The 21,196-nt window shown below is 71.8% G+C and carries 14 protein-coding genes; 7 read left to right on the top strand and 7 right to left on the bottom strand.

Annotated elements, in window-relative coordinates; translation table 11 throughout:
* Window position 1: 1 nt before the first annotated feature.
* Window positions 2–1,213, bottom strand: a complete 1,212-nt coding sequence (locus tag Val02_RS19245; RefSeq protein ID WP_203900502.1) for an acyl-CoA dehydrogenase family protein — start codon at window positions 1,211–1,213, stop codon at window positions 2–4.
* Between the two features lie 141 nt (window positions 1,214–1,354).
* Between Val02_RS19245 and Val02_RS19240 the strand changes: the two genes are divergently transcribed.
* Both Val02_RS19240 and Val02_RS19235 read left to right on the top strand, forming a co-directional pair.
* Window positions 1,355–2,080, top strand: a complete 726-nt coding sequence (locus tag Val02_RS19240) for an ACT domain-containing protein (RefSeq protein WP_203900501.1) — start codon at window positions 1,355–1,357, stop codon at window positions 2,078–2,080.
* A 19-nt stretch (window positions 2,081–2,099) separates the two neighbouring features.
* The gene (locus tag Val02_RS19235) at window positions 2,100–2,795 is read left to right on the top strand and encodes a DUF427 domain-containing protein (RefSeq protein ID WP_203900500.1); all 696 of its coding nucleotides are present in this window, start codon (window positions 2,100–2,102) and stop codon (window positions 2,793–2,795) included.
* On the opposite strand, the gene Val02_RS19230 is transcribed toward Val02_RS19235, so the two are convergent.
* Window positions 2,792–3,670, bottom strand: coding sequence for a Gfo/Idh/MocA family protein (locus Val02_RS19230; protein ID WP_203900499.1), 879 nt, complete (start codon window positions 3,668–3,670; stop codon window positions 2,792–2,794). The genes Val02_RS19235 and Val02_RS19230 overlap by 4 nt on opposite strands.
* A 198-nt stretch (window positions 3,671–3,868) precedes the next feature.
* Here Val02_RS19230 and Val02_RS19225 point away from each other — a divergent pair, with 198 nt between their 5' ends.
* From Val02_RS19225 to Val02_RS19215, 3 genes are all read left to right on the top strand, one after another.
* The gene (locus tag Val02_RS19225) at window positions 3,869–5,977 is read left to right on the top strand and encodes a discoidin domain-containing protein (protein WP_203900498.1); all 2,109 of its coding nucleotides are present in this window, start codon (window positions 3,869–3,871) and stop codon (window positions 5,975–5,977) included.
* 110 nt (window positions 5,978–6,087) lie between these two features.
* Window positions 6,088–7,782 (top strand): substrate-binding domain-containing protein, encoded by a 1,695-nt coding sequence (locus Val02_RS19220; RefSeq protein WP_203900497.1) that lies wholly within the window; start codon window positions 6,088–6,090, stop codon window positions 7,780–7,782.
* 36 nt (window positions 7,783–7,818) lie between these two features.
* The gene (locus Val02_RS19215) at window positions 7,819–9,099 is read left to right on the top strand and encodes a phosphorylase family protein (RefSeq protein ID WP_203900496.1); all 1,281 of its coding nucleotides are present in this window, start codon (window positions 7,819–7,821) and stop codon (window positions 9,097–9,099) included.
* A 13-nt stretch (window positions 9,100–9,112) separates the two neighbouring features.
* Here Val02_RS19215 and Val02_RS19210 read toward each other — a convergent pair whose 3' ends face one another.
* Complete coding sequence (locus Val02_RS19210) at window positions 9,113–10,330, bottom strand: hypothetical protein (RefSeq protein WP_203900495.1); 1,218 nt, start codon at window positions 10,328–10,330, stop codon at window positions 9,113–9,115.
* Window positions 10,331–10,643: 313 nt separating this feature from the next.
* Between Val02_RS19210 and gltB the strand changes: the two genes are divergently transcribed.
* Complete coding sequence (gene gltB, locus Val02_RS19205; protein WP_203900494.1) at window positions 10,644–15,194, top strand: glutamate synthase large subunit; 4,551 nt, start codon at window positions 10,644–10,646, stop codon at window positions 15,192–15,194.
* A complete protein-coding gene (locus Val02_RS19200) occupies window positions 15,187–16,704 on the top strand; it encodes a glutamate synthase subunit beta (RefSeq protein WP_203900493.1) in 1,518 nt (505 codons plus the stop codon). Before gltB ends, Val02_RS19200 begins: the two co-directional genes overlap by 8 nt.
* Before the next feature lies 1 nt (window position 16,705).
* Here the strand turns inward: Val02_RS19200 and Val02_RS19195 are convergent, their stop codons facing one another.
* The 4 genes from Val02_RS19195 to secD are packed head-to-tail and all read right to left on the bottom strand — an operon-like array spanning window position 16,706 to window position 21,196.
* The gene (locus Val02_RS19195) at window positions 16,706–17,074 is read right to left on the bottom strand and encodes an iron chaperone (RefSeq protein ID WP_203900492.1); all 369 of its coding nucleotides are present in this window, start codon (window positions 17,072–17,074) and stop codon (window positions 16,706–16,708) included.
* A 17-nt stretch (window positions 17,075–17,091) separates the two neighbouring features.
* Window positions 17,092–18,267 carry a cation:proton antiporter gene (locus Val02_RS19190; RefSeq protein ID WP_203900491.1) on the bottom strand — a complete coding sequence of 392 codons (1,176 nt, stop codon included), beginning with the start codon at window positions 18,265–18,267 and terminating at the stop codon, window positions 17,092–17,094.
* Between the two features lie 8 nt (window positions 18,268–18,275).
* A complete protein-coding gene (locus tag Val02_RS19185) occupies window positions 18,276–18,758 on the bottom strand; it encodes a cation:proton antiporter regulatory subunit (RefSeq protein WP_373317914.1) in 483 nt (160 codons plus the stop codon).
* A 2-nt stretch (window positions 18,759–18,760) separates the two neighbouring features.
* Entirely contained in the window at window positions 18,761–21,196 is a 2,436-nt protein-coding gene (secD, locus tag Val02_RS19180) for a protein translocase subunit SecD (RefSeq protein ID WP_203900489.1), read from the bottom strand.

The following is a 21,196-nucleotide window of genomic DNA, read 5'->3' as shown; positions in this document are numbered from 1 at the left end:
ATCAGCGGTACTTCTTCAGTTCCTTGCGGGCCAGGCTCGCCTTGTGGACCTCGTCCGGGCCGTCGGCCAGCCGGATGGTCCGCGCGCTGACCCACATCATCGCCAGCGGGGTGTCCTGGCTGACGCCTGCGGCGCCGTGGGCCTGGATCGCCCTGTCGAGGACCCACTCGGCCATCGCCGGAACGGCGATCTTGATGGCCTGGATCTCCGCGTGCGCGCCCTTGTTGCCCACCGTGTCCATCAGCCACGCCGCCTTGTGCACCAGCAGCCGGGCCTGCTCGATGCGCACCCGGGACTCGGCGATCCAGTCCTGGATCACGCCCTGTTCGGCCAGCGGCTTCCCGAACGCGGACCGGTGGAGCACCCGCTCGCACATCAGCTTCAGGGCGCGTTCGGCCTTGCCGATGAGGCGCATGCAGTGGTGGATCCGGCCGGCGCCGAGCCGCGCCTGCGCGATCGCGAAGCCCTCGCCCTCGCCGCCGAGCAGGTTCTCCGCGGGGACCCGCACGTTGTCGAAGACGATCTCGGCGTGGCCGCCGTGCGAACCGTCGGTGTTGCCGAAGACCGTCATGCCGCGCCGCACGTCGATGCCGGCCGCGTCGCGGGGCACACAGATCATGCTCTGCTGCTTGTGGCGCGGGCCCTGCGGATCGGTCTTGCCCATGACGATGAACAGCCCGCAGGCCGGGTTCAGCGCACCGGACGACCACCACTTGCGGCCGTTGATCACGTAGTTGTCGCCGTCGCGTTCGATGCGGGTGGCGATGTTCGTGGCGTCCGAGGAGGCGACGTCCGGCTCGGTCATGCAGAACGCCGACTTCACCGCGCCGTCCAGCATCGGCTTGAGCCAGCGTTCCTGCTGCTCCGGTGTGCCGAACTCGCTGAGCAGCTCCATGTTGCCGGTGTCCGGCGCGGCGCAGTTGAGCGCCTCGGGGGCCAGCGCGGCGCTCCAGCCGGTGATCTCCGACAGCGGAGCGTACTGGAGATTGGTCAGCCCGGCACCGTGCAGCTTGTTCGGCAGGAACAGGTTCCACAGGCCGGCGGCGCGGGCGGCGCTCTTCAGTTCCTCCATCACCGGCGGGCGGGCCCACGGGTCGGTCGCCTCGGCGAGCTGGCGCGCGAAGACCGGTTCGGCCGGGTAGATGTGCTCGTCCATGAACGCCAGGAGCCGGGCGCGCAGCTCCTCGGTCGTCGGGTCGTACGCGAAGTCCATGGGGGTACCTTCCGCCGGCGCAGTTATCACGATCAGTGCATTTGTGTGCGCGACCGGTGTCAAGAGACTCCGGGACGGCTTATTTCGTCGCGGACACGGTGGCGCAACGTCATGGAAATGAGCGGGCGGCACTCTTCTCGCATGTTGTTGCGGTTGAGGGTCGAACTGCCGGACCGGCCGGGTTCGCTCGGACAGACCGCCCGCACGCTCGGCGTCGTTGGCGCCGACATCGTGTCGGTGGTCGTGTTGGAGCGGGCTCAGGGGCGCGCGGTCGACGACTTCACGGTCGTCTGGCCCGCCTCGGCGCTGGTCGGCAGGATCCTGGTCGGGCTCGGAGCGGTTCCGGGTGTACGCGTGGTGGGGGTGTGGCGGTGCACCGAACTACCCGCTCCGATCGGCCGGGATGTGGCACTCCTGGGTCAGGTGGCGGCCGACCCAGGACGAGGCCTGGCGACCCTCGTCGACGGCGTTCCCGGCTTGGTTGCGGCGGACTGGGCCGCGGTCAGCGTCGTCGATCCGGCCTGGGCGGGTGCCCCGGCGAGCGTACCGTTGACGGTGCGGTACGCGAGTTGGGGCGCCCCCCTGGCGCCGGCTCTTCCCGATGTGGCGCCACTGCGCCCGCGGGCCGTGACAGCCCCTGACGGCACCCACTACGTGGCCGTCCCGTTCCAGCGCGACGGCCTCGTGATGATCGCCGCGCGCGGCGGTCCGGACGGACCCGGTCGCACGGCCGCGGCGGACGGCGCGATCCCGCCGCCGTTCCACGCGAGCGAGGTCGACCGGCTGGGTCAACTGGTCAACGCGGCGGCGGTCGTCCTGGGCGACAACCTGATCGCCGGCGACGCGCCTGTGGAGCACGCGGCATAACCACCGATACCGTGTGCCGATGACGACGGAGGCGTTGCGGCACGAGGTGGGCCCCAAGCGGGTACGAGGCTTTGCGGCCGGGGAATTGGTGTTCGACACCACCCGGCCGTTGCTCGTTTGGGAGATCCAGTACTACCCGGCGTACTACGTCGCCGAGGCCGACCTCCGGCTGCCGCTCTCGCCCGAGGGGGAGCTGATCGCCGCGGGGCGCCGCATCGCGGAGGCCGCCGTCCGGCACACGGAGGGTCCCCTCGCGGGATACGTGCGCTTCCGGTGGGACGCCCTCGACGAGTGGCTGGAAGAGGACGAGCCGATCTACGGCCACCCGCGCGACCCGTACAAGCGGGTCGACATCCTGCGCAGTTCGCGGCATGTGCGGGTGCTCCTCGACGGCGTCACGCTGGCCAACACGCACCGGCCGACCGTGCTCTACGAGACCGGCCTGCCGGCGCGGTTCTACATCCCGATCCCGGACCTGCGGCAGGAGTTGCTCGTCCCGTCGGAGACCACCAGCCTGTGCCCCTACAAGGGGTGGGCCTCCTACTGGCACCTGGTGCGCGACGGGCAGCGGTTCGAGGACTTCGTGTGGTGCTACCGGTCGCCGTTCGCCGAGAGCCAGAAGATCGCCGGCCTCGCGAGCTTCTACAACGAGAAGGTCGATCTCCTGGTGGACGGGGAGTTGCTGCCCCGTCCCCAGTCGCCGTTCTCCGACTAAACCTCGACGGAACGTCGTTCGCGGCGGGCCGTCTCCGCGGCGGCGAGCACCCGCACCACCGACCGTCCGAAGTGGACGTCGCACGGGTGCGCACCCTCGCCGATGAGCGCGTCGACGGCCCGCCCGAACGCCTCCACCGGCGTCGCGTCCGCCAACGGCAGCTCGGCGACGCCGTTCTCGCCGAAGAAGACCCACTCGAAGGAGAGGGCGCTCGGGGCGGCGTTGATCGTCAGGGAGAGCGCACTCGCCGCCCCGCCCGCGTGGGTGGCGATGACGTGCGTGGTGTCGCGCGGTCCCTCGACGGCGGTCACCTCGACCACGTCGCCGAGCAGCGGCACCACCACCGACAGCGCGTGCGGGCCGACGTCCCACAGCCCGCCGTGCTCCCGCCGCCAGGCGGACTCCGCGTACGGGCTGCCCGGCCGGAAGATCGAGGCGTGCATGGTGATCCGGGCGGCGTACCAGTCGCCGCCGGCCCGTTCGTCCAGGAACGCCGTCACCGACGGCACGAACCGGTTGGTGAAGAAGACGACGGAGCGCACCCCGGCGGCGTCGACGGCGTCCGCGAGCGCGTCGGCGGCGGCCACGTCCAGCGCGATCGGCTTGTCCAGCAGGAGGTGCTTGCCGGCGGCGGCCGCCCGGGTGGCCAGCGTCGCCTGCACGTCCGGCGGTAGCGCGATCGCCACGGCGTCCACGTCGGCGAGCAGCGCGTCGACGTCGGTGTAGGGACGGGCACCGAGCCCGGCCGCCGCGGCCTCCGCCTTCGCGGGATCGCGTCCCCAGACGCCGACCAGCTCCGCGTTCGGGTGCGCCACCAGGGCGGTGCCCTGAGTCCTGGTGGCCCAGTAGCCGGTGCCCAACAATCCGAATCGCACGTGCGCTCCTTCTCTCGTTCGGCCCCTATGAAAGCGGATCTTCGCATCGGCGTGACGGACGCCCTGGGTGTGTCCGTGCGGCGGCCGGTGCACATTGGGTCAGAAAACGCTCTCTGGCCGGGACTTTGGGCTCAAGAGTCCGATGTGCCCGCATGCCTACGCTGCGGTCAATCCCCGCCCAAGGATTGGAATTTGTCGATGAAAAGACCCTGGATCGTCGTCGGTGTGGCGGTAGCCGCGCTGTTCGGCACCACCGCCGCAGTCTGGACCAGTACCGCAAACGCCGCCGAGACACTGCTGTCCCGCGGCAAGCCCGCCATCGCCTCCTCCGTCGAGAACGCCGCCACCCCCGCCGCGGCCGCCGTCGACGGATCCGACGCCACGCGCTGGTCGAGCGCGTTCGCCGACCCCCAGTGGATCCAGGTCGACCTCGGCGCCGCGGCGACCCTCACCCGCGTCGTGCTGCGCTGGGAGGGCGCCTACGCGAGCGGCTACGAGGTGCAGTTCTCCGCCGACGCGCAGAACTGGAGCACCGCGTACCGCACGAGCACCGGCGACGGCGGCACCGACGAGCTGACCGTCGCCGGAACCGGGCGCTACGTGCGCGTGCTCGGGACGGCCCGGGCCACGGCGTACGGGTACTCGCTGTGGGAGTTCGAGGTGTACGGCGAGACCGGCGCGCCGGCCGGGTGCGACACCGCCACCGACGCCGCACGCGGCCGGCCCGCCACCGCCTCCTCCGTCGAGAACGCCGCCACCCCGGCCGCGGCCGCCGTCGACGGGGACGCCGGCACGCGTTGGGCCAGCGGGTTCGCCGATCCGCAGTGGATCCAGGTCGACCTCGGAGCCGTGCGGAACGTGTGCCGGGTCGTACTGGTGTGGGAGGCGGCGTTCGCCCGTTCCTACCGGATAGAGGTCTCGAACGACGGCCAGGCGTGGAACGCGATCTGGTCGACCGCGGCGGGCGCCGGTGGCACCGAGACCCGCGACGTCACCGGGACCGGCCGCTACCTGCGGGTGTACGGGACGGCGCGGGCCACCGCGTACGGCTACTCGCTGTGGAGTCTCACCGTCAACGTGGGCGGCACCGCCTCGTCGCCGCCCACCTCGCCGCCGCCCGGCGGGACCGACGTGCTGCTCTCGTACAACAAGCCCGCGGTCGCCTCCTCGTCCGAGGACGACGGAGCCTGCTGGCAGTGCGTGCCCGGCCGGGTGACCGACCTCGACCCGGCGTCGCGCTGGGCCACCAGCCCCACGAACGGCTGGGTCGACCCCGGCTGGATCTACGTCGACCTCGGCGCCACGGCCCGGGTCCGCACGGTTGTGCTCCAGTGGGACCCGGCCTACGCGACGGCCTACGAGATCCAGCTCTCCGCCGACGCGCAGAACTGGAGCACCGCCTACCGCACCACCACCGGCCGCGGGTTCAAGGAGACCGTGCGGCTCGACGCGTCCGGGCGGTACGTGCGGATGTTGGGGACGGCGCGCTCCAACGGGTACGGGTACTCGCTGTGGGAGTTCCAGGTGTACGGCACGGGCGGGGCGCCGACCACGCCGCCCGCACGGCCGGCCGACCCGGTCTTCCCGGCGACGCGGATGGTGTGGCACGACGAGTTCGACACGCCGGCGGGCTCGAAGCCGGACCCGGCCAAGTGGACCATCGACCCGGGCACCGGACAGAACAACGAGCAGCAGTACTACACCGACAACCAGAACGCCCAGATGGACGGCAACGGTGCGCTGGTCATCGAGGCGCGTAAGGAGAACGCGGGCGGCCGCGCGTACACGTCGCACCGGATGAACACCGGCACCAAGTTCCACGTGCAGTACGGCCGGATCGAGGCGCGCGTCAAGGTGCCCAAGGGCAACGGGCTGTGGCCGGCGTTCTGGATGATGGGCGCCGACTTCCTCACCGGCCGGCCGTGGCCGTACAACGGCGAGATCGACATCATGGAGGTGCTCGGTCGCAACACCACCGAGGGCTACTCGACGCTGCACGCGCCGGCCTACAACGGCGGCGGCGGGTACGGCATGAAGTACTCGGCGAACGGGGCCGACCTCTCCGCCGACTTCCACCTGTGGGCCGTCGAGTGGGACAGCCGGGGGATGCGGTTCTTCCTCGACGGGCGGCTGGTCTTCACCGCCGACAAGGAGACCGTGGAGACCACCCGGGGGCCGTGGGTCTTCGACCACCAGTTCTATCTGATCCTCAATCTGGCGGTCGGCGGCGACTTCCCGGGACCGGTCGACGCGACCACGCCGTTCCCGTCGCGGATGCTTGTCGATTTTGTTCGGGTCTACCAGTGAACTGAACGCCCTTCGGATCCGTCGTCATCGAGTCGGGCCGTCCTGGGGGGACGGCCCGACTCCTCGCCCCGTCGACCGGGTGAAAGGCGGCGTTCGTGGATGGTTTCCCGGTGGAGCGTCCGCCTCCGCGCTCGCACCGCCGGCGCCGTTCGTGGCGGATCACCGGCTACTGGATCCTCACCCTCTCGGCGGTCCTCACCGTCGCCGCCGGCACCACCATCGTCTGGCGGTGGAACGCCGCCGGCACCGGCACGCGGGGCGACGCGGGCTGTCCCTCCGCGCTGCTGCGGGTGGCGGCCGCACCCGAGATCGCGAACGTCGTGCAGGAGGCCTCCCGCGCGCTCAACCCGGGCAACGCGATCTGCGGCCCGGTCTACGTCACCGCCCGGGAACCCGCGGCGGTCGCGGCCGGGCTGCGGACCGAGCACCCCGACGTGTGGATCCCCTCCTCCAGCGCCTGGCTGCGGTTCGCGGCCGTCAACGGGGCCGTCTTCGAGGCGCCGCGGCAGGTCGTCGCCTCCTCGCCGCTGGTCGTCGTCGCGCCGGCCGGCCTCTCCACCGCGCTGTGGCCCGACCGCAGGACCGGTTGGGCCGACGTCGTCACGAAGGTCAACAAGAAGCAGATCAAGACGGTCAACGTGGCCGACCCGCTGCGCGACACGGCCGGGCTGCTGACCGTTCTGGGCGTGCACACCGCCATGGCCGGCACCACGACCGACCCCGGCATCGCCCAGATGCGGGCCCTGTCGCTGCGCAACCGGCTCGCCGGCTCCGGGCTCGCCGCCGACCTGTTCGCCCGGTACGCGCAGGAGATCGATCCGGCCGCCGCCGGCGAACGCATCGGCGTCTTCACCGCCACCGAACAGGCGCTCGCCGCCTACCGGGAACAGTCGCCGCCGGTGGCGCTGGAAGGGCTGGCGCCCGGCGACGGTGCGTGGCACGCCGACTATCCGTTCGTGGCGGCGAAGGAGGTCACCGCCGATCCCGGGCGCGAGGATCTCGTCGGTCGGCTCGGTGCGCTGCTGTCCGGGGAAGAAGCCCAGCGCGCGCTCGCCGACGCGGGCTTCCGCCCCGGGGCCCCGCCCGGCGTGGGAGCGATGCCCATCCCCGAGGACCCCGAACGCGTCATCACGACGGCCACCCAGTGGTCGCAGTACCGGCTGCTGCGCTTCCAGGTGCTGATCCTGGTGGACGGCTCCGGTTCGATGAACTCGCCCGTCACCACGGCCGACGGGCGCAAGACCACGAAGGCCGACCTGCTGCGCGACTCCGGCGCGAACGCCATTCCGCTGTTCGGCGAGGACACCAGCCTGGGCCTCTGGTACTTCGGCACCGCCTCGGCGACGGGTGCGCCGTACGTGGAGGCCGTGCCGTTCGGGCCGCTCGACGAGAAGCTCGGCGAGACGGACCGCCGCACCGTGCTCAACCAGCAGATCGCCGGCTACAAGCCGCAGGAGAACGCGGGAACGCCGCTGTACCAGACGGTGCTCGACGGCGTTCGCACGATGAAGTCGAAGGCGAAGCCGGACGTCGTGTCGATGGTGGTGGTGCTGACCGACGGGTCCGACGAGGGGTCGCGCTTCGCGATGCCGCGCGAGACGTTCCTGTCCCAGCTGGCGGCCGAGGAGGGGGACCTGCGGCCGGTGCCGGTGTTCACCATCGGGTACGGGCCGGACGCGGATGTGGCGACGCTGAAGGCGATGTCGGAGGCGAGCGGCGGGCAGGTGGTCATGGCGACCCGGACGATCGACGTGGCCACCGCCATCGCGAAGGTCTTTCTCGCGGCGCACACCGCCACCCGCTGAACCCTTCGGGTGTGCCGGCTGTGGCAGCGTGTATCCATGCCTCCCCGAGTCGACGTACTGATCATGACAGCGGAGAAGGACGAGTGCGAAGCGGCGCAGGCCGTCGGCGGCCGCGCGTGGCAGCGGCACGACGTCGACAGCGACGCGCCCTACTCGGTGCGCGAGGTGGGGCGCCTGTCGATCGCCCTGGCGCGCCCGGTGCGCCCCGGCGGTCGGGCGGCGGCGGCCCTCGCGGCCCGGCTGATCGAACGGCTCCGCCCGCCGTACGTCGCCATGTCGGGCGCGTGCTCGGGTCGGCCCGGGGAGGTCGCGCTCGGGGACGTCGTCGTGGCCGAACACGTCTACGCCTACGACGAGGGGCGGGTGGGCGCCGCCGGCTTCGAGGCCGATCACCGGCACCTGCCGCAGGATCGGGCGTGGGTCCGGGCGGCGCAGGACTTCGACCCCACGGGCCTGCCGAGCCACTGTGCCGCGACGCAGGCGGGTGCGCTGCTGTGGTTCCTGGAACGGCTGCGCGACGGGCGGGAGCCGCGCGACGAGCCGGCCCGCCGGCGGTGGTTCCCGGGGAAGGCGTGGCCGGCGTGGTTGGACGAGTGGGCGGCCCAGGGGTTGATCGAGCGGCACGCGCGCCACAACGTTCTGACCGCGAAGGGGAAGGGCTTCCTCGAGCGGGCGCTGTACGACGACGTCGACGGGCCGGCGCGGATGCCGTTCGCGGTGAAGGCGGCGCCGATGGCGAGCGGTGCGTCGGAGGTCGCTCGCGGCGGCGTGTGGGAGTGGCTGGCGGGGATGGGACAGCGCGGCATCGCGGCACTGGACCGGGAGGCCGCCGCCGTGGCGACCGTCGCCCACGAGCATCGGCTGCCGTGGCTCGTCGCCAAGGGCGTGGCCGATCACGCGGACGGGCGGGACGACGGGCGATTCCGGGCGTTCGCGGCGCGGGCGTCGGCGGAGGTGCTGTACGCGCTGCTCGCCTCGCGGGTGCCACCCGTCCCGCCGGCGGTGATCCCGCCCGCCACACCGTCCACTATGGACCTTCCGCCGGTACCGTCCACTGTGGAGCGGCCGGTGGCACTCGAAGGCCGGGCGCGGCGCCTCACCGGGCGGGACAAGCTGGCGTTCTGCCGGCAGCTCGGCGACAGTTGGCGCGAACTGGCCGACGCGCTGGAGGTGCCGCCGCACGCCAAGGCGCGCTTCGGGCACGGCGACGAGCCCCGCGACCTGTGGGAGTGGCTCGAGATGCGGGGCCGCCTCGGGGAACTCCCCGCCGCGCTGGATCGCATCTGCCGCACCGACCTGGCGGATCCGCTGCGCTGACTCGGATCGGCGGTCAACCCGTCGGCCTCGCCGAGGCGTGCCGGGCCGCCCGCCAGACCGGCCCGGCGAGCAGCAGGACGATCACGGCCGACCAGGGCAGCCGCCACCAGCCGCCGCCGGTCCCGTGTGCTCTGTCGGCCGGCAGCCGCCACCCCGTCGCCACGTGGGACCACACGAGAAACGCGTCCGCCACCGGCACGGCCCCGCCGAGGTAGCGGCCCGCCGCGCGCATGCCGACCGCTTCGGACAGGCCGGCGAGGCGGCGCGCGGTGGGCCGGTCGCCGTAGAGGTTCGCGTTGCCGAGGGCCACCGCACTGGCGGACATCGACAGGCCGAGCACGAGCGGTCCGGAGTCCACGTCGCCGCTGCCGTCGACGCCGCGCGGGTACTCCCGGACGCCCGGGGCGCCCGGGACGGTCGACCGGTGACGTTCGACGAAATGGCGGTAATCCGCGCGGGCCCGCTCGGGGGCGACCTCCCGGAGAAACCTCAGGATGATCACCTGGGAGGTGGCCCGCGCCCCGTCGAGGGGCGCGCCGGTGACCGGGTCGGCGCGGTGCGGCAGCAGCCCGGTCGCGGGGTCGCGACGCGCGTCGGCGGCGGCCAGCCAGCGCGCGACGACCGGTCCGCGGTCCACACCCGTCAGATCTGCGCCGAGCGCGAGCGCCGCGATCGCCACCGTGCTGTCGCAGGGCCAGCTCTGATGCGGATAGGCCTGGAGGAACGGGGATTCGCTCGCCGAGAACGCCTGTGCCAGCGTGTCCGAGTCGGCCCGCACCCGATCCAGCTGAGCGGCGTCGCCGAGCCTGACCAGCCCGCCCCGCAGCCAGAGCGTCCACCCGGCGTAGAACACCCCGTACGGCGGCGTGAGCGTCGGATCGAACGGCGCCTTCCCCCGCTCCGACTCGAGGTGCCGCATGGCCCACTGCGCCTCCGCCCGGGCCCGGTCCCGCCGCTCGGGTGTGCGCATGCCCACGTCCACCCAGGCGAGCCCGTAGAGCGCGTAGCTGAAGAAGTAGCCCTCGGGGAAGAGCCGCTGCATGTCCTCGCCGGCGCCGTCCTCCAACGCGTCCCGCAGGAACGCGAGCCGCGGCAGCGCGTCCGCGACGACGGCCCGGCCGCTCTTGTCGAGCGCGGGCGTGCTGTAGAGCCGTCCCGCGAAGGTGAGCACGGCGGCGCAGTAGACGAGGGCCAGCCCCCATGCGACAGCGCGCCACGCGTTCCTCCACATGGGGCCGATCGTGACGGACCCGGGCAAGAATCCCGGCCGCCCGGGTGAACGTGAGATAAAATCGTCTCTATCTGCAACATGCAGGGTCCCGTCGCGGTGAGTAATCGAGCCGCAACGGGGTAAAACCGGGGAATCAATGGGTGCGCAGAGTGCTGAAGCGCTGACACAGCCCCGGTTGCCGCCACACTGTGTGATCTTTCGCTGCCCCGGGGACACGTGTGTGGGGCAACGCTTCGCGTACACTGCTCGGTACCGCAGCTGTCCTGGGCCGACGTCGTCCCAAAAATAGATCGATGACGTCAGGAGGCCTCGGATGTTCCCATCGTCACCGCCGCGCCAGGGTTTGTACGACCCGGCGTTCGAGCACGACGCCTGCGGCGTGGGTTTTGTCGCCGATGTGGCGGGCCGGCGGTCGCATGAGATCGTCCGCAAAGGGCTGACCGCGCTGAGTCGCATGGACCATCGTGGTGCCCGGGGTGCCGAGCCGAACACCGGCGACGGCGCCGGTGTGCTGATTCAGGTGCCCGACTCCTTCTACCGCGCGGTGGTCGAGTTCGACCTGCCGGCGGCGGGGGAGTACGCGACCGGACTCGTGTTCGTGTCGCAGGACGCGGAGCTGGCCGCCAAGGCGCAGCGCATGATCGAGAAGTACGCCCTCGTCGAGGGCGCGCGGGTGCTGGGCTGGCGCGCGCCGCCCGTCGACCCGGGCGGGCTGGGCAAGTCCGCGCTCGATGCGATGCCCCGCGTGCTGCAGATCTTCCTCGCGGCCGACCGGCTCACCGGCCCCGGCGCGGGCGAGCCGCTGTCCGGCATCGAGCTGGAGCGGGTCGCGTACTGCGTGCGCAAGCAGGCCGAGCGGGAGACCCGGGACCGCAAGGTGCCGTGCCACTTCGTGTCGCTGTCGCCGCGCACCATCACGTACAAGGGCATGCTCACGCCCGACCAGGTGCCGCAGTTCTTCACCGAGCTGACCGACGAACGGGTCGACAGCGCGCTGGTGCTGCTGCACTCGCGCTTCTCCACGAACACCTTCCCGTCGTGGCCGCTGGCGCACCCGTACCGGTACATCGCGCACAACGGCGAGATCAACACCATCCGGGGCAACCGCAACTGGATGGCCGCCCGCGAGGCGCTGCTCGCCACCGACCTCATCCCGGGCAACCTGCGCCGCATCTTCCCGGTGTGCACACCGGAGGCCTCCGACTCGGCCAACTTCGACGAGGTGCTCGAGCTGCTGCACCTCGCGGGCCGGCCGCTGCCGCACGCCGTGCTGATGATGATTCCCGAGGCGTGGGAGAACGATCCCGGCATGGAACCGGGTCGGCGGGAGTTCTACCAGTTCCACGCGAGCCTGATGGAGCCCTGGGACGGGCCGGCGAGCGTGGCGTTCACCGACGGGGACGTGATCGGCGCGGTGCTGGACCGCAACGGCCTGCGGCCGGGGCGCTGGTGCCTGACCACCGACGGCCTCGTCGTGATGGCGAGCGAGGCGGGCGTGCTCGACCTCGACCCGGCGACGGTGGTCCGCAAGGGCCGGCTCCAGCCCGGGAAGATGTTCCTGGTCGACACGACCGCGGGCCGGATCCTCGAGGACGACGAGATCAAGGGGCGGCTCGCCGCCGAGCAGCCCTACGGCGACTGGCTGCACGCGGGGCTGCTGCGCCTGGGCAACCTGCCCGAGCGCGAGCACGTCGTGTACACGCACGACTCGGTGCAGCGCCGGCAGCAGACGTTCGGGTACACGGAAGAAGAGCTGAAGATCCTGGTCGGCCCGATGGCGCGCACCGGCGCCGAGCCGATCGGCTCGATGGGCACCGACACCCCGATCGCGCCGCTGTCGACCCGGCCGCGGCTGCTGTACGACTACTTCACGCAGCTGTTCGCCCAGGTGACCAACCCGCCGCTGGACGCGATCCGCGAGGAACTCGTCACCAGCGTGCAGAGCACCATCGGCCCGGAGGGCAACCTGCTCGACCCGGGGCCGGCCAGCTGCCGCCAGATCGAGCTGCCCTACCCGGTGCTGGACAACGACGAGCTCGCCAAGATCGTGAACATCGACGAGGACGGCGACCTGCCCGGGTTCAAGGCGGTGCGGGTCTCCGGGCTGTACCGGCTGCGGGACGGCGCCACGGGTATCAAGGCGCGCCTCGTGGAGATCCTGCGCGGCGTCTCCGAGGCGATCGAGGACGGCGTGCGCATCCTGGTCCTCTCCGACCGGGACAGCAACGCCGACCTGGCCCCGATCCCGTCGCTGCTGCTGACGGCGGCCGTGCACCAGCACCTCGTGCGGGAGCAGACCCGTACCCAGGTGTCGCTGATCGTGGAGTCCGGCGACTGTCGCGAGGTGCACCACGTGGCGGTGCTGCTCGGGTTCGGGGCGTCGGCGGTCAACCCGTATCTGGCGTTCGAGTCGGCGGAGGACCTGATCCGGCACGGGTTCCTGACCGGGCTGGAGCCGAAGAAGGCCGTGCGCAACTACGTGAAGGCGCTCGGCAAGGGCGTTCTGAAGATCATGTCGAAGATGGGCATCTCCACCGTGTCGTCGTACTGCGGCGCGCAGGTGTTCGAGGCGGTCGGGCTCTCCGACGACCTGGTGCAGCGCTACTTCACCGGCACGCCCTCGAAGATCGCGGGCATCGGCCTGCCGGAGATCCACGCCGAGATCATGGCCCGGCACGCCAAGGCGTACCCGGCCAACGAGGCCGAGCGCGCACACCGCCAGCTCGAGGTCGGCGGCGAGTACCAGTGGCGGCGCGAGGGCGAACTGCACCTGTTCAACCCGCAGACGGTGTTCCTGCTGCAGCACGCCACGCGTTCGCGGCAGTTCGACGTCTTCCGGCAGTACACGTCCACTGTGGACAGGCTGGCGGCCGAGGCCGGTTCGCTGCGCGGGCTGTTCCAGATGAAGCTGGGCGAGCGTCCGCCGGTGCCGATCGACGAGGTCGAACCGGTCAGCGAGATCGTGAAGCGGTTCGCCACCGGTGCCATGTCGTACGGCTCGATCTCGATGGAGGCGCACGAGACGCTGGCCATCGCGATGAACCGCCTCGGCGGCAAGTCGAACACCGGCGAGGGCGGCGAGGACGCCGAGCGCCTCTACGACCCGGAACGCCGTTCGGCCGTGAAGCAGGTCGCCAGCGGCCGCTTCGGCGTGACGACGGAGTACCTCGTCCAGGCCGACGACATCCAGATCAAGATGGCGCAGGGTGCCAAGCCCGGCGAGGGCGGCCAGCTGCCCGGCAACAAGGTGTGGCCGTGGATCGCGAAGACCCGGCACGCCACGCCCGGCGTGGGCCTCATCTCGCCCCCGCCGCACCACGACATCTACTCGATCGAGGACCTGGCGCAGCTGGTCTACGACCTGAAGAACGTCAACCCGGCCGCCCGCATCCACGTGAAGCTGGTGAGCGAGGTCGGCGTCGGCACGGTCGCGGCCGGCGTCGCCAAGACCAAGGCCGACGTCATCCTGATCAGCGGCCACGACGGCGGCACCGGCGCCTCCCCGCTGAACTCCCTCAAGCACGCCGGCGTCCCGTGGGAGCTGGGCCTGGCGGAGACCCAGCAGACGCTGCTGCTGTCCGGGCTGCGCGACCGCGTGGTGGTGCAGGCCGACGGGCAGCTGAAGACCGGCCGCGACGTGCTGATCGCCGCGCTGCTGGGGGCCGAGGAGTTCGGGTTCGCGACCGCGCCGCTGATCGTGTCGGGCTGCATCATGATGCGGGTCTGCCACCTGGACACCTGCCCGGTCGGCATCGCCACGCAGAACCCGAAGCTGCGTGAGCGCTACACCGGCAAGCCGGAGTTCGTGCAGACGTTCTTCGAGTACCTCGCCGAGGAGGTCCGCGGCTACCTGGCCGAACTGGGCTTCCGCACGCTGGACGAGGCGATCGGCCGGGCCGACCTGCTGGACGTCCGGCCGGCCGTGCACCACTGGAAGGCGCACGGCCTGGACCTGACGCCGCTGCTCTACGTGCCCGAACTGGACGAGGGCGCGGTGCGCCGCCAGGCGACCAAGCAGGACCACAAGCTGGAACGCGCGCTGGACAACCAGCTCATCGCGGCGGCCGGCCCGGCGCTGGACTCGCGGACCCCGGTGAAGGTGGAGTTCGCGGTCCGCAACGAGCACCGCAGCGTCGGCGCGATGCTCGGCGGCGAGGTGGTGCGCCGGCACCGCGACGGCCTGCCGGACGGCACGATCGAGTTCGTGCTGCGCGGCACGGCGGGGCAGTCGTTCGGCGCGTTCGTGCCGAAGGGCGTGACGCTGCGGCTGATCGGCGACGGCAACGACTACGTCGGCAAGGGGCTCTCCGGCGGCCGGCTGATCATCCGGCCGGACGAGTCGGTGCCGTACAAGGCGGAGGAGCAGATCATCGCGGGCAACACGGTGCTCTACGGCGCCACCCGCGGCGAGGTCTACCTGCGCGGCCGGGTCGGCGAACGCTTCTGCGTGCGCAACTCCGGCGCCACGGCCGTCGTCGAGGGCGTCGGCGACCACGGCTGCGAGTACATGACCGGCGGCACCGTGGTGGTGCTCGGGGCGACCGGGCGCAACTTCGCGGCGGGAATGTCCGGCGGCCTCGCCTACGTGTGGAAGCTCGACCCCGACAAGGTCAACAAGGAGTTGGTGGACCTCTCCCCGCTCTCGGCGCAGGCCCAGGAGAAGGTCCGCGCGCTGGTCGAACGTCATCTCGCCGAAACGGGTTCGACGGTTGCCGAGGGTATTCTCGGGGACTGGGCGAACGCGGTGCACGACTTCACCGCCGTCACCCCTCGTGACTACCAGCGAGTGCTGGACGTCATGCGCGCCGCCGAGGAGGAGGGCCGCGACGTGGCGTCGGCGGTGATGGAGGCGGTCCGTGCCTGACCCGAACGGCTTCATGCGCTACCCGCGTCGCCTGCCCGCCCGCCGGCCGGTTCCCATCCGGCTGCGGGACTGGAAAGAGGTCTACCCGCCGGCTCAGGAACAGCTGATCGGCGAGCAGGCGACGCGGTGCATGGACTGCGGCATCCCGTTCTGCCACGACGGCTGCCCGCTCGGCAACCGCATCCCGGACTGGAACGACCTCGTGCGCACCGGCCAGTGGGCGGCCGCCGCGGAGTCGTTGCACGCCACGAACAACTTCCCGGAGTTCACCGGGCGGCTGTGTCCGGCGCCGTGCGAGGCGGCCTGCGTCCTGGGGATCGGCGACGACCCCGTGACGATCAAGCAGATCGAGGTGGAGATCGCCAACCGGGCGGAGCTGTCGCCGCACTCGGGCTGGGTGCCGTCGGGGCGTTCGGTCGGCGTGGTGGGCTCCGGGCCGGCCGGGCTGGCCGCCGCGCAGCAGCTGGCGCGGGCCGGTCACGACGTCACCGTCTACGAGCGCGACGACGCGATCGGTGGGCTGCTGCGCTACGGGATTCCCGACTTCAAGCTCGAGAAGACGGTCATCGACAAGCGCCTCGCGCAGCTGCGGGCCGAGGGCGTGACGTTCGAGACCGGCGTCGACGTCGGGGTGTCGGTTTCCGTCCGGGAGTTGCGGGAGCGGCACGACGCGCTCCTGCTCGCCTGCGGCGCCCTGCAGAGCCGGGACACGCCGGAGACTCCGGGCCGTCGTCTCCGCGGCGTTCATCTGGCGATGGAACATCTGGTGCCCGCCAACCGCGAGGTCGCCGGCCTCGACCCGGCGGTGCCGGCCCGTCCGGCGCACGGGCCGGTGCTGAGCGGCCTGCACGGCGTTCCCGCCGGGGGACCGGTGCACGCGCACGGCAAGCACGTGATCATCATCGGCGGCGGCGACACCGCGGCGGACTGCCTGGGTGTGGCCCACCGGCAGGGCGCGGCGAGCGTCACGCAGCTCGACATCTACCCCGAACCGCCGGATCACCGCGACGAGGACCGCGACCCGTGGCCGACGTGGCCGTTCGTGCTGCGCGAGTACCCGGCGCACGAGGAGGGCGGCGAACGCGTCTTCGCCGTCGCGGTGCAGGAGTTCGTGGGGGTCGACGGGCAGCTGACGGCGGTGCGGATCGCCGAGGTGCGGGTGGAGAAGGTCGACGGCCGGCGCCTGATGACCGTGGTGCCCGGCACCGAACGCGATCTCCCGGCCGACCTGGTGCTGCTGGCGATCGGCTTCGAGGGCACCGACGCCGGGCCGCTGCTGGGCGAACTGGGCCTGGCCACCCGGGGCACGGTGGACTGCGGCGCGGACTGGCAGACGCAGGTCCCTGGGGTGTTCGTGGCGGGCGACATGCACCGCGGCGCGAGCCTGATCGTCTGGGCGATCGCCGAGGGGCGCGCGGCGGCGGCGAGCATCCACGGCTACCTCGGCGCCGAGGGCACGCTCCCGTCGCCGGTGGTCCCGAGCAGCCGCCCGTTGACGGCCGCCCGCTGACTCACATCCAGAGGACGCCGTCGTCCTCGTGCTCGCGCACGCGGTATTCGATCATCCGGCGCAGCACGTCGGACGGCGGCGGCTTTCCGTACGGGAGCTTGACAAAGCCCTTGCCGGTTTCGTAGCCGGTCAGCTCCTCGTCGAACGCTTCCCGCGTGCTCGGCGTGAGCGCGAAGTTGACGTGCTTCGCGTGCGTGCTGATCATGAAGAGGATCGTCCCGGACGGATGGATCCACGCCGGATGCCCCCACTTGATCGCCACGGAGGCATCCGGCACGGCTTCGCGCGCCAGCGCGTGCAATTCGTCGACCAGCGCACGCTTCGGCCCGTCGAGCCCGTCGACGTACTCGTCCACACTCTTCGCCGCCATGCGGCACAGTCTCGCAGCTAGCTCTTGACCAGGCTAGGTTTCGAGCGTGCCGTGATCCATTTGGCGAGCGGTTCGGCGCCGCGGGCGGCTATCGGGCCGACCACCGCCACGATCAGCACGTACGCCGCCGCGAGCGGGCGCATCCGTTCGTTGACGCCGGCCGTGACCGCCAGACCGGCGATGACGATGTTGAACTCCCCGCGCGGCAGCAGCGCCGCTCCCGCCCGCCAGCGGGCCGAGATGCCCAGGCCGGCCCGGTACGCCGCGATCCAGCCCGTCGCCGCCTTGGTGATCAGGCCGGTGAACGCCAGCAGCACCGCGATGCCGAGCACCGGGATCAGCGACCCCGGGTCGGTCTGCAGGCCGAACAGCACGAAGAACACCGCCGCGAACAGGTCGCGCAACGGCGTCAGCATCTCCCGCGCCGTGTGCGCCAGCGGCCCCGACAGCGCGATGCCCACCAGGAACGCCCCGACGGCCGCCGACACCTTCAGTTCGGCGGCCACCCCAGCGACCAGCACCGTCAGGCCGAGCACCTTCAGCAGCAGCACCTCTTCGCTGTCACTGGCCACGAACCGCTCCACCACGTGGCCGAACTTCAGCGCCACGAGCAGCACCACGGTGATCGTCGCCGCGGCGATGGCGAGCGTGATCGATCCGGCCAGCAGCCCCGCACCGGCCAGCAGCGCGGTGAGGATCGGCAGGTAGACCGCCATCGTGAGGTCCTCGAAGACCAGCAGCGACAGCACCACCGGCGTCTCGCGGTTACCGAGCCAGCCGAGGTCGCCCATCACCTTGGCGGTGATCCCGGAGGAGGTCACGTAGGTGACGCCGCCCATCGCGACGGCAGCCACCGGCCCCCAGCCCAGGATCAGCGCGACGGCGACGCCGGGTGCGGAGTTGAGCACCAGGTCCAGCAGCCCGGCCGGGGCGGCGGAACGCAGCGTGCCGACCAGTTCCGCCGCCGTGTACTCCAGGCCGAGGGTGAACAGCAGCAGGATGACGCCGATCTCCGCGCCGGCGACGATGAACGACTCGCTCTCGTCGAACTTCAACACGCCGCCGGTGCCGAACGCGAGGCCGGCGATCAGGTAGAAGGGGATCGGCGAGATCGAGAACCTGGACGCCAGGGCGGCGAGCAGTCCGAGACTCAGGATGATCGCGCCGATCTCCACCAAGAGAATCCCGTGCATGCGCGCCCCTATCCGTCCGTCAGGATCGACGCGACCGCGTTGGTGCCGTCGGCGGTGCCGACCGCCACGATCACGTCACCGGCCACGAACCGGAAGTCGGGGCGGGGGCTGGCGAACACCTCCCGGTCCCGCACGACGGCCACGATCGAGGCGCCGGTGCGGGTCCGGGTCTGGGTGTCACCGAGCGTACGCCCGTCGTACGGCGATCCGGCCGGGATCGCGATCTGTTGCGTGACCAGGCCCTCGACCTGGCGGTTCAGCTCGGCGAGGCGCTCGACGATGCGGGCCGTGCCGAGGAGTTCGGCGACGACGTTGGCCTCGTCGGGGGTGAGCGCCACGTTGACCACGGTCGAGTCGGGGTCGTCCTTGTCGTAGACGACCAGGTCACGGCGGCCGGTGTGATGGGACACCACACCCAGGCGGCGGCCACGCGAGGTGGTCACCGAGTGCTGCATCCCGATACCCGGCAGGTTGACCCGCTCGATGTCCATGCTCAACTCCTCGTCCGTACTCTCTTGGGGGCGTTCTTGGGGGAACGGGCACGAGCGGCGGCGCGCACCCGAGCGTCCAACGTCGGCACCAGCCCACCGGGCCGGGACTCGAAGACGATAGCCAGCGGCGTCGCGAAGAACACCGACGAGTATGTGCCGACCAGAACGCCGACCAGCAGTGCAAGGGCGAAATCGACCAGTGAGTCCCGCCCCAGCACGGCGAGCGCGATCAGCACGAAGATCGCACCGAGGCCGGTGTTGACCGTTCGGGGCACGGTCTGCAGACTGCCCCGGTTGGCCAGCGTCGCGAACGCCTCCTTCCGCGCCCCGCGGACGAGTTCGCGGATGCGGTCGAAGACCACGACGGAGTCGTTCACCGAGTAGCCGATGACGGTCAGGATCGCGGCCAGGAAGACACCGTCGATCGGCTTGCCGAGCCAGGCGAAGAAGCCCACCACGATCACCACGTCGTGCAGCATCGCCACCACCGAGGCGGCGGCCCACTGCCAGCGGAACCGGAACGCCAGGTAGGTCAGCTGCGCCGCCAACGCCACGCCGAGGGCGATCAACGCCTTGTTGCGCAGTTCGTCGCCGAGGCTGGGGCCGATCTGCTCGTCGCGCAGCCGCTGCACGCCGCCGTCGCTCCCGGCGGCCAGCGCGGCGCGCACCTTCTGCTCGGCCGCGTCGTCGAACCCGCCCGAGCGCACGCTGATGTTGCCGTCGCCGGAGGCGTTCACGACGGCCCGGTCCAGGCCGGTCCCGGCGACCGCCGCGCGGGCCTCGTCGACGCTCACGCCGGCCGCGCTGTACTCGACCAGCCGCCCGCCGGTGAACTCGACGCCCCAGTTGAGCCCGCGCAGCCCGATGCCCAGGATCGCGACGACGACCGCCACCGCCGAGATCGTGAGCAGCAGTCTGCGGCGGCCCATGATGTCGGGGTCCTTCTCCTCGAGCCAGGCGCGGACCCTGCCGATCCCGCCGAGCCCGGTGATACCCGGCCGCTTCGATACGAACCGCCGCCGCAGCGCCCAGGTCACCAGCACGCGGCTCAGCACCAGCGCCGTGAACATGGACGCGATCACGCCGATCGACAGCGTCACCCCGAACCCGCGCACCGGCCCCGAGGCGAGGAAGAAGAGCAGGCCGGCGGCGAGCAGCGTGGTGACGTTCGAGTCGAGGATGGCCGACCACGCCTTGTCGAACCCGACGTCGATGGCCTGCCGCATGGTGCGCTTACCGGCGGCGTACTCCTCTCTGGCGCGTTCGAAGACGAGCACGTTGGCGTCGACGGCCATGCCGATCGCGAGCACGAACCCGGCGAGGCCGGGCAGGGTGAGCGTGGCGTCCAGGGCGAGCAGGGCCGCGTAGGAGATCAGCCCGTACGCCACGAGTGCGACCGCGGCCAGCCCGCCGACCAGCCGGTACACGGCGATGATGAACAGGATCGTGGCGGCGAGCCCGAGCACGGCGGCGCGGGCGGAGGCCTCGATGGCGTCGGCGCCGAGCGTCGGGCCGACGGTGCGCTGTTCGATCACCTGAACCGGCACCGGCAGGCCGCCGGCGCGGATCAGCAGCGCCAGATCCTTCGCCTCACCGCCGCTGAACTGGCCGGTGATGGAGGTGCGGCCGCCGGTCATGCCGACGTTGCAGCCGATCTCCTGGACCACCTGCGGCGAGGAGATGATCTTCCCGTCGAGCACGATGGCGACCCGCCGCTTCGGATCGGTCATCGGGGCGCACGCGGCCTCGCCGGTCAGCTTCTGCCAGGCGTCCGGACCCCTGCCCCGGAACTCGACGTCGATCTGCCAGCCGGCGAACTGCCCCGTGCCGGCCTGGGCGTCCTCGACGAGGCTGCCGTCGATCACGGCCGGGCCCAGGCGCAGCCACTCGGCGCCGTCCTCGTCGGAGAGGGTGAGCTCCCCGTTCTGCCCGGTCGTGGGCGGGGCCGTCGCCGACGGGCTCCCCGAGGGCGCGGCGCCGGCGGAGGCGGAGGCGCCCGGCGACGCCGCTGCCGAGGCGGACGCCGCCGGGGATGCACCCGGGGAGGCCGACGGGGTAGGTGAGGGGGCGGCGTTCGGGTCGGCACCGATGCCGAGCACCGGATGGAACGTCAGCTGCGCCGTGCGGCCGACGACCGCCACCGCCTCCGCCGGGTCCTGGACGCCCGGCAGTTCGACGATGATCCGCTTCTCGCCGGAGCGGGTCAGCGACGGTTCGCTCACGCCGAGCTGGTCGACGCGGCGGCGCAGGACCTCCAGCGCCTCGTCGGTGGTCTTCGAGGTGGCCTTCGCGAGATCGCCGTCTCGCGTTTCGAGCACGATCTGGGTGCCGCCGCGCAGGTCGAGGCCCAGGTTCGGCGGCCGGTCGGCAACGAGCCAACCGGAGACGCCGACAACCACGAGAGCCAACACCGCGCGCACGGAGAGTGCGCGGGACAA

The organism is Virgisporangium aliadipatigenens (genome assembly GCF_016863615.1).
Classification (GTDB): Bacteria; Actinomycetota; Actinomycetes; order Mycobacteriales; family Micromonosporaceae; genus Virgisporangium; species Virgisporangium aliadipatigenens.
Note: the sequence above shows the minus strand (reverse complement) of the source record. Positions and strands in the feature narration are given on the sequence as shown.